Raw genomic sequence first — 13,685 nt, forward strand, 5'->3', positions numbered from 1 at the left:
CAACAGTCTCACCATTTCTGGCATGCATGCCCGCACCCCTGTCATTTTTATTTTTCTCCGAATATTTCGGAACGTTTCGGAGTCCTTCTCTAGCGTTGGGATTCAACGATTCTATTTTCATCATGCGCTGGTCCCTTCGATGCACCAGCGACATTCTCTCAATCAAAACACAACAACCCATATCTTCATCATATGAACTCACACGAAGTTGATTACGAAATCTACGGAAACGACCTGCAGGCGGTCGAGATCGAGCTCGATCCGAACGAAACGGTCATCGCAGAAGCCGGTGCCATGAACTGGATGGAGGAGGGAATCTCCTTTCAAGCCAAAATGGGTGATGGCACCGATGCGGGTTCCGGGATCATGGGTAAGCTGCTCTCTGTGGGTAAGCGCGCGCTCACTGGCGAGTCACTCTTCATGACACATTTTACGAATCAGGGTGTTGGAAAAAAACGGGTGGCCTTTGCGGCACCCTATCCCGGTCACATCATTCCCGTGGATCTCGGCCAAATGGGTGGCTCCATCCTCTGTCAGAAGGATGCCTTCCTTGCCGCCGCCTTTGGCACCAAGGTATCCATTGCCTTCAACCGCAAACTCGGAGCGGGCTTCTTCGGTGGTGAGGGTTTCATTTTGCAGAAGCTCCTTGGTGACGGTCTCGCCTTCATCCATGCCGGTGGCACTGTGGTCAAGAAGGAACTCAAGGGTGAGACGCTTCGCATCGACACGGGGTGTATTGTAGCCTTCACCGAGGGGATCGACTACGACATCCAGCGCGCGGGCAACCTGAAAAGCATGTTTTTTGGCGGCGAAGGTCTCTTCCTCGCCACGCTCAAGGGAACCGGAACCGTCTACCTGCAGACGCTTCCCTTCTCCCGCCTCGCTGACCGCATCCTGCAGAATGCTCCAAGTGCCGGAGGAAAAAGCAAGGGTGAAGGCTCCGTTCTCGGTGGACTTGGCCGCCTGATCGACGGCGATTGATCCATTTGAAGACCTTTCCTTTGATACTTTATCCTGCAACATTCGTTCGGAAACAACCGGGCGAATGTTGCACGACCTTCATTTGTTCAATCCGCTCAGCGTCATTCGCTCGACGGCAAACCGTTTGACAATGGTTTCTGGACTAGTCATCGCAGACGGGTTCAACATCCTTACCCCCTGCACCTTCGTCAGGAGCGAAAGAGGATCGAAACCCAATCCCCCTGCTGGTGCCATTGCGTTGCGATCTTTCGTTCCGGCATCTGATTTGCCATCTCTTCCAGAAATCGTTCTGTCACCTTTTCCCGCTCGGGCGCGAGCACACCGCTCAGAATCATCACCCCCTTCGGATCCCATGCCCGCACGAGGTTGTCTGCATAGATCATGAGCACATCGGCCTGGATGTTGGCCACCATTAATTCCGCCCTGCGATCCCGCAGACCCTGTTCGAGTCCGGCTTCGCGGATTTCGATGCGCGTCTGCATTCCATTTTTTTCCGCATTCTCAGCCGTCACTTTCACGGCTTCCGGATCGCGGTCAAAGGCATAAATCTCGCCAAACCCCAGCAGTGCCGCAGACATCGCCAGAATGCCGGACCCGCATCCTGCATCGATCACGTTGCAGTTCGCCACCTCGCCCTCGCGCTCCGTCCAGAACGCATAAATCGCCTCTGCACAAAGCCGCGTGGTCTCGTGGCTTCCTGTGCCAAAAGCCATGCCGGAATCGAGATAGAGGTAAACATCAGCATCCACTCTCGGGAAGGTCTCCCTTTCCCACTCGGGCACCCAGTTTAAATGACCGACTTTCCATGGTTTGAGGTGATGCCGGTAGGCCAGTTTCCAGTCCTGATCCTCCAGCGTTCCGATCTCGGGTTCCCGTCCCTGCAGATCCGGCACCTGCTCGATCAGATTCGCAAACGCCGCATCAAAGGCATCCTGATTTTCAAAATAACCTTTGAGCAGCGGAGTACTGTGGCGGTCTTTCTGAAACAACAGCCAGTTCTCCTGGATCGCTTCACAGAACAGAGCCTCCAGCTCATCCATGAGCTCAGGCGTGATCGGTACACTGATTTCTAGCATGATCGAAACCCCATCAAAAGAGTTTTACAGTTCTGTTCGATATCACTCCCCAAAAAAGCGCTTCGCTTTTTCAAAGAAGGATTCGGACATCGGATTGGCGGGATCGCCACTGAGTTCGGCAAACTCCTCCAGTGACTTGCGCTGCTCTGCTGTGAGTTTGCGCGGCACCTCGATCACGACCTTGATCAGCTGATCTCCCTTTTGCCCACTGCGTAGGTTGGGCATGCCCTGGCCCCGCATGCGGAATACAGTGCCCGATTGCGTACCGGACGGGATCTTGAGTGTGCCCTTCCCATTCAAAGTCGGCACGCTGAGGGTTCCGCCCAGTGTCGCCAGGGTGAACTTGATCGGAATTTCACAAAACAGGTCATCTCCATGACGCTCAAAGACGTCGTGCTCCTTCACGTGCAGCACGATGTACAGGTCGCCCGAAGGTGCACCTTGCAACCCGGCCTCACCCTTGCCCGCCGAACGCAAGCGGGAACCGGAATCCACACCAGCCGGGATTTTGACCTTGAGCTTGCTTGTGTCCGTGACACGACCTTCACCCCCGCACTTCTTGCACTTGTTTTCAATGATGCTGCCTGCACCGGAACAGGTGGGACATACCTGTCGGAAGCTGATGAACCCACGGTTTGAGGTCACCTGGCCAGCGCCACCACAGGTTGGACATTTCACGCGTCGTGAACCGGGTTCCGCACCACTGCCATCACAGCGATCACAGCTGACCGCACGGCGATAGCGAATTTCCTTCTCCACACCATTCGCTGCCTCTTCGAGCGAAATCTCAAGGTCGTAACGCAGGTCCGACCCCTCCTGGCCCGCCATGCCGCCACCACCGCCGCTGAAGAATTCATCAAAGATGCCTCCACCGCCGGCACGGCCACCACCAAAAACTTCGCGAAAGATGTCAAACGGATCGGAGAATCCACCTCCAGCTCCGCCTCTCGGCCCCATGCCGCCTCCCTGGAACGCAGCATGTCCATATCGGTCATAAGCAGCGCGTTTGTCCGGATCCTTCAAGATGTCATATGCTTCTGAAATTTCCTTGAACTTGGCCTCCGCCGCCGCATCTCCGGGATTTTTGTCCGGATGGTATTTCACCGCCAGCTTGCGGTAGGCCTTCTTCATTTCCTCCGCAGTTGCGTCGCGATTGACTCCCAAAAGTTCGTAATAGTCCGTTTTTGCCATGATTGTTTACTCTGGTTTCTTGACTGCTGCACTCCACCCGATCCACACCCTTTCGGCACGGAGCAGAGGTGGAAGAGTTCGGCTCAGGAAGTGGAATCAGCAGGACCGCTGGACACCACAACCGTCGCTGCGCGAATCAGTCGTTCTTTGATACGATAGCCCGCACGAATCGTCTCAATGACATGATTTTCAGGCACTTCGTCGTGAGGCAGATGGGAGACACACTCCTCAAACTGAGGGTCAAATTCCTGCCCATTGGGTACAATTTCTTCGATTCCCCTGGCTTTGAATACTTCGAAAAACTGCTCGAGCACCATGCGGAATCCGTCTGCCACAACTTTCGCATCCGGGTGCGCTTCAGCCGCCTTCATGCCGAGCTTGAAGTTGTCCAACACCGGCAACAGCTCTTCCACAAAATTTGCCACAGCGGTTTTCCCCAGCTCCTCTTTTTCCTTGATGGAACGTTTGCGGTAGTTCTCAAGATCCGCCACTGCCCGGAGGTAGCGGGTCTGCATGTCTGCACTCTTCTGCTTTTCTTCATCCAGTGCCGTGCCCAGGCGCTCCAGTTCGCTAAGCAGGGAATTGAGATCCTCCACTGAAGCTTCCTTTTCACCAGACTCATGCTGTGAATGAGGCTTCTCCGCACCTGAAGCACCGCTCGATTCGGGATTCGAGTCACTTTCGTATGCTTCTTTGACTTTTTTTGCCATAAATTCCTGTTCTTTGTTGTGTTCCGACATAGCTTTCCATGGATACGGTTCGAGACCGATTCTGAACCTTCGTGAGGGCGTTCCCAGGTTCACCAAAAAACCTACAATGAGTTTTGCAGCCAAAAATTCAAGCATGGAGATCACACCTCTCCCCAGCTGCTCACCTGAACCCGTTCCAAAGGCACTCCAGCTTTGCCGCTCAATTGCGTCACATCCCTTCACCGCGCACCCGCGCTGCTTAGCGAAACAGATTGCGCAATGCATCCATGAGATAGCTGAACATGTAAAAGCGGTCCACATGCTTGCGCGCCACTTGAATGGCCGGATCCGATACCTCGTGAATGCGTGTGACATCGGAGTGGCTGGCTTCATATTCGAGCAGCACTTCCATTCGCTTTCCTTCCGATGATTCGGCCTCCACCGCAATCAGTTGGTCCCACAGCACCCATACCTCCTCAATGTGCAGCGCATGTTCAGGGTCCTCCGGCTGGTGCCGCTCCGGAGGTGATCCCCACGCGTCAACCAGTGCCTCCACAAATTCGAGCACGTTGAAGTGGTTTCCACTTCGCCGAATCACTGTCAGAGAATCGAGTTCAAGCTCGAGCAGGCGAAGACGTTTTGGGAAATGACGACTGGCACCAGGATGCCACTCCGCACGCAGTCGCCGGACCTGTGCCAATGGACCCTCCGGATAGGGTGCCTTGTTCCAGATGGTCATGTCCCGAAGTTCCAGCATGGATCGACGCGGGTCCATCACCACTTTCCCAATGTCACATCGATATCCGGTTTTATACTCGATGTGCCGCTCCAGCAATGGTTCGCGAAACAACATCACTCCACCCATGCACAAGGCAAAGCCAACTGCTGCGAGAACTCCCATCTGAACCAGGAAAATCAGCAGCCCGGACCATGATTTGGCAGTCCGTTTGCAAGCGTGAGTCTCGGTTGGCGATGATCGTTTCACTTCAGAGGTTCATGCCTGACGGGTGAATCGGTCCGTCACGAGCACGGTGGCCGATCCAAGCGCTTCCAGGGCAAATGCAAATGAATAAGGCAGTAACAGGTTGTCGCCCTTGCGCGCCACCGCTCCGGTCTCATGGTCTCTGACAGCACCCTCCACCACATGCAACAGTTTGACATCCTGCCCGGCGGGTAACTCCAACGCATCGTGCTCGGAAGTTAACACCCACTTGCGGATGCGAAATTCTGCGCAAGCAGCCAGTTCAGCATTTCCATGCGAATTCCGCAGCACTTCCGGTTCAAAATCTTCAAAATCAATGCTCTTCAGAGAAGCTTCGATGTGCATCTCACGAGGTTTTCCATCCAATCCCAGCCTTCCCCAGTCATACACACGATACGTCGTGTCCGAGTTCTGCTGTATTTCCAAAATCACATTGCCAGCATCAATCGCATGGATGCGACCACTCTCCACAAGAATGGAGTCTCCGGCCTTCACATCGCACCGGTGCACACAGTTCTCTAGTGTCTGATTTTGAAGAGCGTTTTCAAATTGCTCACGTGTCACACCTGCCTTTAGTCCGACCAACAACCCGGCACCGGGATCGGAGTGTGCGATGTACCAGTTCTCCGTCTTCGGTTCACCCCCAAGGGATGGCGCAATGGACGCAGGTGGATGCACTTGCAGGCTCAACCGCTCCTGGCAATCGAGCCACTTCACCAGAATCGGAAACGCACGGTCCGCTGGCCAGCCGGGTCCCATGATTCCTTCGGGATCAGAGGCAATGAGTTCGCGCAACGTCATGGTGCCCGATTCCACCCTCGATTGGGCTTGCTCACGGTCCACAATCTCCCAGCTCTCTCCGATCACACGGTTTGCCGGCAAATCACGTCCCAGAAAGTGTTCAAGGTTCCGTCCACCCCAAACCCGTTCCATGTATAACGGTTGAAATCGAATCCAGTTCATAGCGCGCCTATTCAAGGCAGCTTGGACAGGATTCACAATTCCTTTATTTTTGGATGAGCACACAGGACTCTGGTCCCATGCGCCCTCTTTCACTGCTCGCTTTCGGCCAGCTTGCGAACCCACTTGCCGTATGCAAAAATCATGAATGCAGAGACCACGCCTACCGACGCAAAAATGTACCAGGTCAGACCAATGTTGTGTGCGTCAAACATGGCTCGGGTGAGCGCCTCAGGAGTCTCTCCGGTAAACTCAACCAACTTGTGAAATGCCTCACCTACGGGAAGATTGGCCTCGCTCACCTGTTCAGGTTCCATGCCCTTGATAACCAGCCACTCACGTGAGATCACATCCTTCGAGGAAAACATGTGGTAGAGTTTGGGTCCGACAAAACCTTCAATCGTCCATCCCAGCAAAATTGGCGCCTGTGAAAACCCGATCCACATTGCCTTCTTATCCGACGGGGCAATGTTTCCCAGAAACTCACTGTATTTGGGGCTTGCGAGCATTTCACCCACACTGAATATGGCCATCCCCGCCACACAAAACCAAGCCACATTGTAGAGTCCAAATGCGACAAGTGCCGCCACAACCAAGAGGGTTCCAACAAACAAACTCGTGGTAGCCCGCATTTTGGCACTTAGCGCAGCAAACAAAAAGCAGGTCAGCATGATGAGGAATGCGTTGATGTTGACGATGCCTTCGGGTTCAATCCAGCGTCCACTTTCGTTCATCCCCATCACAAAGTGGAAAAATCGGTTCTGGGTGCCTTCGGGTCCAAACAGCGCGGTCACAATCACGCTTGTGTCCACCCAGTCGTCGATGTACTTCGGCAAAACATCCCACATCATCGGAAACATGAACCACCAAACCGAGAAGATCACGAGATACACCCAGAGGTGAGCTTTGCGAAGCTCCCGTAACGACTCCCGGACCAAACTGACTTCTTTGATTTCACCCGCCTTGATTTGGCGGCGCCGCTCGAGCCGCTCCTGCTTCCCGGGTTCGCGATAAGTGAGCAGCAACAGGAAGTTCAGACAGATGAAGGCAGCATTCGTGTAGAATACATAGCTCCAGGACATGTGGCGCATCTGTAAGGCAATGAGCGGCCCGATCCATCCTCCAATGTTCACCGTCTGATAAAAAACACCCCAGGCCATGGAACTGTTCTCCCGGGTACTCGATTTGATCAAGGTTCCCTGAATTCCCGGCTTGAAAATCGCTGTGCCGAAGGCAAGGAACATCGCTCCTGCAAAAAAACCGGCATAGCTTCCAAACCACGCCATGATGAGATAACCCACGCACTTGAGCACGGTTGAAGCAAAAATCGTCTCCTTGTAACCATAACGATCTGAAAGTCCTCCCGTGAAGATGGGCACGACAGACTGGACCAGGTTCCAGGTTCCCAGCAGCAGTCCAAAGGTTGCCATGGTCACACCGAGTCCTCCTTCAGATTCCGCACGTGTCGCATAGATAGTGGCCACAGCCCGCACACCATAGTAGGCCAGTCGTTCCACCATTTCCATCGCTCCAACAATCCAGAACACGTAGCTCAAACTGGCAAGCGATGCCACAAGACCGAGTTGCTTGAAATCTTTCAAACTCGAATTCGGATCCGGAGAAGGTGGGGGTTGTTGGCTCATCGTCTTATCATCACATGGTTTTGCATGATTGTTTCTTCAAACAATCGAACATTCAAAGAACAGAAACTATCGAATTTTTATAATCCAATAAGTCCACACAATTTCAGGTCTGATCCACAAATTCTTCCACTCCAATCTTCACTCCTTACTTTTCCCCGATGGGTGAATGAGTCGGTTGCATTTGTCGATTCTCCCAATACGATTCAGATGTATGACACTGCAGCGTCAAGCGCTTCACATCCTGCTTCTCACCGTCAGCTTTTCCTCGGTCACGATATCGTCTCCCGTTACAGCTTCCGAGGGGATTCACGCAAACGAGTTGGTGCAACAGGGCAATTTCTACACCAGCCATCCCACCACCGCTCAACTCATCCGGACCAATGCTCAGCACCACGCCGTTCGATCTGAATGGCTGCTGCGCGTGAGCATGAAAACCATGGTACCCCGCGATACTGGTGTACGTACCCAGCATCTGTTCTTCTCCCAATCCCATGTCTCAGACTACATTGAGGCCATCGATCATTTTGTTCGCCTGAGCCGTGACTCATCCCACAAGGAGCGACTTGAAATCGCACGCATTCCGTCATGGGAAAGCTATCACGTGCGGCGCGATCTGGTCTTTGAATTCATCCCACCGGGCGAACCCGGAACGGACTCAGATACTCCAACTTCTCCACTCCTGCAAATCTACCTGGCCTATGACCACGAGCACCTCGGTGGTTCCTTTTATTTCACTCCAGCCAACGCCGATGCCCTGCTCGAACTTCTGTTCGATTTCATCCATGTGACCGACTGAGCGCAGCTCTTCCACCCACAAATTGAGTTCGACCCTCCATCAGCAAATAGGGTTTTTTCTGATTTTCAGTGTGTTTTTGTTCATGGTTTTGATTTGATTTTGCATCACCCTATTGTCAGGATTTGGTGCTTCAACAGGCCGGGAACGCCCTTGATCCCGCTTCGCGGCATGTGACCGAACCCATTTTTGAGACAGGCCATGAATCGCATTGATCGACTGACAGGAACCCTTCTGCTGCTTCAATCCCACTCCTACCTGTCACTGGGCACGATTGCGACTCACTGGGAAGTGAGTGAACGCACGGTCTACCGCGATCTGGCAGCACTTTGCGAAGCGGGCGTTCCCGTGACATTCGAGCCGGAGCTAGGTTACCGACTACTCAGTGGATACGAGGTTCCCCCAGTCATGTTCTCCGAAGATGAGGCACTCTCCCTTTTTCTGAGTGGCGCGATTTCAGAGCAGGTTGCCGATGCCTCATTGCGAGCAAACCTGCGCGCAGCACTGGGAAAGATACGCTCGGTCCTGCCGGACGAACGCAAATCTCTGCTCGACGGATTTAAGGAATCCTTGGGCATCTGGTTTCACGCACAAACCCCGGCAAACGAGATGGATTGCCTGCTCCCCTTGCACCACGCTGCCCTGCGCCGACGCTGTGCAGCACTTCACTACGACACGGCTGACCGCGGGGTGGTGACACACCGTGAGGTCGAACCCCTTACTGTGCTGTTCTACGCCGGGCGATGGCATCTCATCGCCTACTGTCGTCTGCGCAAGGACTATCGCGATTTCCGCATGGACCGCATTCGCAAGTGGCAAGTGCTTGAAGAAGCCTTTCAACCCCATCCCGATTTTTCAGTGGATGCGTTTGCTTCCCAATGGAATTGCAGTCAATCCCTGCACGATGTGGTCATTCGGGTAGCAGCTCAAGAGGCGGATCGCTTCCGGCGAAGTCTTCGCAGCAATGAATTCCAATGCGAAACCATTGACGATAACTCGGTTCGCTTCCGCTTTCGGAGCGGAGAACTGCAACACCTCACTCCATGGCTCCTGAGCTTTGGGTCGTCCCTGACAGTGGAACAGCCCGCATCGCTGGTTCAGATCCTCCGGGATATCGCTATGCAAATCCTCGAACAGCACTCGACAGCGGTTTCCAACACGCATTGAAGTCAGCCTTTTTTGGAATTCGGATGCCTTTCTGAAAAATTCTCCGACGGGCTGACATAGGGTTGTCAGTGCGAAATGATAGCATGTGATCACTTTTGCAAATCATGCGAACTCCATCCATCCCAATGTCTACCACCTCCACTGCTGATTCCGAGCACACCCATTTCCCAAAACCTGCTCAACACTTCGATCTGAAGGACCATACTGATCTGGACCACATCCTCATCCACTTTTCCCCGCATGTATCCCCCAAACCTACCTCCATCCAATACTTTCACGACACCATGCATCCGTGCGAGCCACCTGTATTCGATTTCACAGAGGGAAACCGAAGCCGCTGCCTTTGGTAGCTTCGCCTCCCATTCTCACATCAACATCAATCCAGAAAAACATCATGAAGCTCAACGCAATCAACTGGTTCGAAATCTACGTCAGCGACTTTGACCGCGCGCGCGCGTTCTACGAAAAAGTCCTCAACTGCGAACTCCAGGTCATGCAGGGAAACGGTCCCAAGATGGGAATGTTTCCCTGTGACATGGAAAAGGGAGTGGGTGGATGCATCAGCGCCATGGAGCAGTGCGCCTCACCAGGTCCCGGTGGCACACTGGTCTATCTCAATGTCGACGGCGAACTCGATGCTGTGATCAGCCGCGTCGGTCAGGCCGGAGGCAGCATCGTACTCGAACGCATGGCCATCCCACCACACGGCTTTATCGCCATCATCGAAGACAGCGAAGGCAACCGGGTCGGACTGCACAGCATGAGCTGAGTCATCCCGACCCGAGTCTGTCCGTAGATGCGAATCGCGGGGAACAGACCCTCATCCACAACAGAATCCAAGTGTCGCTGCGCAACGGTTTCTCAAGTCCGACGCAGCGGCACTCACTCCAGACCAAACTCTTTCTTGAGCTTCTGCAGGGCCTCCATGCGCTGAGCTTCGAGTTCGGGAACAGACAGCTCCTCGAGCCACGGAACAAACTCGCCGCGCATTGCTTCCGTTGTGTAGGCAATCATCACGCCCACTTCGTCAACCCCCGGTGCGCAATCATGCGCCACTTCCCAGAAATCGTTCCGATCATCCCGCCAAGTTTCCATGGCACGACGGGTGATGCGAAAAAGCGCACGCCAGGATGCTTTGAGATCCTGAGCGGAAACATCATCCCGTTTCAAGAACTGCTGAAGTGGGTCAAAGGCGTCGAATGCATCCATGGCATTGATCGAACGCAGGGCTATCGCATTGGGTTGCGGCTCCATGATCAGCTCTCCAAGCAGCTCAATCGAGTTGGGCTGGTCAATCGCACCAATCATGCGAAGCAATCGATCCTTTTCTGCACCTGTTGCCACCGACCAATCCGCAATCAGTCGTTCACTCACGATCGGAGTCGGAAAGCGACGTCCGATGTCCACAACGGCACGTTCAATATCGTTTTGCGCATCTGTTGCTGTCTGGCGTTGCCGCATGAGTTCATCCACCATCTCAAGATTTCCGATGGTTCCGATTGCCCGATAGATCGAGCGCTGCAGGGATCGCGGATACGAGTCTGCCTTGGCAAGCAATGTCGCCAGCTCATCTCTCATGCCTCTGCCGATGATCAGGCTTAGCACGCCCTCCCGGGTTGCATCGTCTCCATCAGCAAACTCTTGCATTAGCCAGGAAGCCACCTGCGCATCTGGGATCATTGCCAACGCTGCAGAAGCAGGTGCAGACAAGGTGCCCTTGCTCAGCGAGATTGGCAGCAATTGCTGCGCATCCTGCAAATGGCCCATTGCTGCAAAAACTCGGAAGCATGCTTCATTGACCGACCGGGACCCGTTCTCTGGATCAAATTGTTCCCGCGCCAGTTCGAGTGCAACCTCATCCCCGACATCAAGCATTCCTTCCATCACAAACACCTGAGCCTGCTCATGCCACGAACCCAACTGCGCTTTTAATGTCGACTTCAGCTTTTCCGACCGTTCGAGCAACGGAATTCCCACTGCTGCACGTTTGCGCTCCAATTCAGAATCACTCTGCATCCACTTCAGGAATTGCCGAAAATCATCGGGATGGGCACGTTGTTGAATGCGGTAGGCCGCCTGGCGAACCGCTTCATCGGGGGCGTGCTCGATCAGGGCGGCAGTCAAGCGGTCAAATGACTTTGCCCCGATCCATGTGGATGCCTGCTCATGGGTCAGCCAACACAAGGCACCTTCGGCATAGGCATTGGCGAGCAGGGCAGGTTGTTTTAGCCAGTCCCGATGCTCTGCAAAAAACTGGCCCGTGGATTCTCCACCAATGTTCCCAAGTGTCCGAAGTGCAAGTGCAACCGTCTCGGGGTTCTGATCCGACTTCACCATGTTCAGGATGGCAGGGACTGCCGCCTCACTGCGGCGTTCCGCAAGAGTCGCCAGAATGCCCATTCGATAGCGCCCTGACACGCTCGGAAGCACGTCGATCAATGCCGCATCGATAGCCTCGTTCTCAAACCCGGAAATGAGGTCCCTCACCACATGTGCGAAGCGATTGTCCGCGAGCAGTGGCAGCAGGGCTTCGGCGTTTTCGGCACGAAGGCATTGTTTGAGCAACTCGGCCGCAAGGAGTCGACCATCAGTGCTAGCTTCGGGATCGCTCAGCACTTGCAGAAGTCCCTGCTCCCAGTCTGCCAGGCCTTCATTGCTCCGCATTGATTGTAGAATCGAAAGTTTCAGGTCTCCGGTTTCAGACTTGTAGTCGAGTTCCTGAAGTTGATCAAACAGAGTCGCTTCGGTTGCAGTCAGCGAAGCGGCAGTTGATGCAACGAGTGCTGCGAAAACGCAGAATCGGGATAAACGAAATGTTGAGGTAGCTTGCATGATCAGATAAGGCTCCAGGGTTCACGTTGCACCCGGCCTACCATTTGGTTGGCAACCGGATCGTTGATGATTTCCTCGCGCACCGGATCCCACTGGATCTTCCGCCCAAGGCGCATGGCAATGAGTCCGAGAGAACCCACTGTCAGTGCTCGAAGCGCCGGTTCGGGCGGGGCAATGGTCTGCCGTCTGGTGCGTACCCCATGCAAAAAGTCCTCTTGATGCGAAACCCCGCGCAGAACGCGGAACTCTCCAGGTTCGATCACGTCATCCCAGAGATGTCCCGGATTTGAAGAGCGTGCCGAGCGGCTGACATGAATCCATTTGCCGTCTTCGCCAAACCAGCGCGTCCCCCGGCCCAGTTCCAACTGACTCTCATTGGCAACCGTCATCGTCGCCCCGTTTTCAAACACACAGTCCACCTTATACGTGATCGGAGCATCCCAGAGTCCCTGAGTCGGGAAGGTGCCCTCTCCGGTAACTTCAACGGGTCCGGTGTGATCCATGTCCATCGCCCAGAGTGCGATGTCGCAGTGGTGTCCAATCCAGTCATTCAGCTGACCACCTCCCCAGTCGAGCACCCAGCGCCAATCCCAGTGCGCCGTACCCCGGTAGGGTTGCCACGGTGCGGGTCCCAGCCACAGATCCCAGTCGAGTCCGGCAGGTACTGGGGCAACGGGTGCGGGTTCTCCCGCACTGCCATCGGGCAGTCCAATTTCCACATGGCTCACTTTGCCAATGCGTCCGTTGCGAACCAATTCGACAGCATGCTGAAATTCGGGTGTGGAGCGCTGCCAGCTGCCCGTCTGCCAGATGCGGCCGTGCTGCTTCACGGCATTTACAACCGCCCGCGCCTCACGAATGTTGTGGGCAATGGGTTTTTCCCCATAGATGTCAAAACCACAGCGCGCTGCATGCACCCCCACCCAGCCATGCCAGTGATCCGGAGTGGCCAGTGAAATCGCATCAATGTCCCGGCGCTGCAGCAAATCCCTGAGGTCGCCATATGTCGCACAGTCGTGGTTGCCATAGTGCTGATCCACTCGACGTTTTGCACGGGAGAGGTTGTGCTGATCCACATCGCAAACGGCCACCCACTGCACATCATCTCGCAGAAAACTTGCCATGTTGCTCATGCCCATCGCACCGAGTCCGATTCCCGCCATTGCAATGCGGTTACTCGGAGCATTTGCACCAAAAACGCTGGAAGGAACGATCGTGGGAAACCCGATCGCCGCAGCGGAAGTGGCTGCCAGTTTGAGAAACTCCCGTCGGCTGTGCTGATGAAGTGTCGGTGGCGACAGGTGATTAGTAGCACCCGTGCCCGGGTTGGCTTGGTCCGTCATAGGGTAATCCTTTCTATAATCCGGGGTA

Annotated in this window: 12 protein-coding genes; 4 read left to right on the forward strand and 8 right to left on the reverse strand. The window is 54.5% G+C overall.

The features are described from left to right. Positions 1-192 precede the first annotated feature (192 nt). Entirely contained in the window at positions 193-981 is a 789-nt protein-coding gene (locus ABQ298_12235) for a TIGR00266 family protein (protein MEQ9825142.1), read from the forward strand. Positions 982-1,169: 188 nt separating this feature from the next. Here the strand turns inward: ABQ298_12235 and ABQ298_12240 are convergent, their stop codons facing one another. From ABQ298_12240 to ABQ298_12265, 6 genes are all read right to left on the reverse strand, one after another. After that, complete coding sequence (locus ABQ298_12240; GenBank protein MEQ9825143.1) at positions 1,170-2,057, reverse strand: 50S ribosomal protein L11 methyltransferase; 888 nt, start codon at positions 2,055-2,057, stop codon at positions 1,170-1,172. 42 nt (positions 2,058-2,099) lie between these two features. Continuing rightward, on the reverse strand, positions 2,100-3,248 hold the full coding sequence (gene dnaJ / locus ABQ298_12245; GenBank protein MEQ9825144.1) for a molecular chaperone DnaJ: 1,149 nt from the start codon (positions 3,246-3,248) through the stop codon (positions 2,100-2,102). A gap of 83 nt (positions 3,249-3,331) precedes the next feature. Next, positions 3,332-3,958 (reverse strand): nucleotide exchange factor GrpE, encoded by a 627-nt coding sequence (locus ABQ298_12250; GenBank protein MEQ9825145.1) that lies wholly within the window; start codon positions 3,956-3,958, stop codon positions 3,332-3,334. A 238-nt stretch (positions 3,959-4,196) separates the two neighbouring features. Continuing rightward, complete coding sequence (locus ABQ298_12255; GenBank protein MEQ9825146.1) at positions 4,197-4,838, reverse strand: hypothetical protein; 642 nt, start codon at positions 4,836-4,838, stop codon at positions 4,197-4,199. Positions 4,839-4,931: 93 nt separating this feature from the next. Then, positions 4,932-5,882 (reverse strand): type I phosphomannose isomerase catalytic subunit, encoded by a 951-nt coding sequence (locus ABQ298_12260; GenBank protein MEQ9825147.1) that lies wholly within the window; start codon positions 5,880-5,882, stop codon positions 4,932-4,934. 89 nt (positions 5,883-5,971) lie between these two features. Continuing rightward, positions 5,972-7,522, reverse strand: a complete 1,551-nt coding sequence (locus ABQ298_12265) for an MFS transporter (GenBank protein ID MEQ9825148.1) — start codon at positions 7,520-7,522, stop codon at positions 5,972-5,974. A 211-nt stretch (positions 7,523-7,733) separates the two neighbouring features. Between ABQ298_12265 and ABQ298_12270 the strand changes: the two genes are divergently transcribed. The 3 genes from ABQ298_12270 (at position 7,734) to ABQ298_12280 (ending at position 10,251) form a co-directional block, all read left to right on the forward strand. Then, complete coding sequence (locus tag ABQ298_12270) at positions 7,734-8,318, forward strand: hypothetical protein (GenBank protein MEQ9825149.1); 585 nt, start codon at positions 7,734-7,736, stop codon at positions 8,316-8,318. 198 nt (positions 8,319-8,516) lie between these two features. Further along, positions 8,517-9,482, forward strand: coding sequence for a YafY family protein (locus ABQ298_12275; protein MEQ9825150.1), 966 nt, complete (start codon positions 8,517-8,519; stop codon positions 9,480-9,482). 394 nt (positions 9,483-9,876) lie between these two features. Further along, entirely contained in the window at positions 9,877-10,251 is a 375-nt protein-coding gene (locus ABQ298_12280; protein ID MEQ9825151.1) for a VOC family protein, read from the forward strand. Positions 10,252-10,364: 113 nt separating this feature from the next. Here ABQ298_12280 and ABQ298_12285 read toward each other — a convergent pair whose 3' ends face one another. Both ABQ298_12285 and ABQ298_12290 read right to left on the reverse strand, forming a co-directional pair. Then, the gene (locus ABQ298_12285) at positions 10,365-12,314 is read right to left on the reverse strand and encodes a hypothetical protein (protein MEQ9825152.1); all 1,950 of its coding nucleotides are present in this window, start codon (positions 12,312-12,314) and stop codon (positions 10,365-10,367) included. Positions 12,315-12,316: 2 nt separating this feature from the next. Further along, entirely contained in the window at positions 12,317-13,657 is a 1,341-nt protein-coding gene (locus ABQ298_12290) for a Gfo/Idh/MocA family oxidoreductase (protein ID MEQ9825153.1), read from the reverse strand. Positions 13,658-13,685 lie beyond the last annotated feature (28 nt).

It is taken from the genome of Puniceicoccaceae bacterium (genome assembly GCA_040224245.1).
Classification (GTDB): Bacteria; Verrucomicrobiota; Verrucomicrobiia; order Opitutales; family JAFGAQ01; genus JAKSBQ01.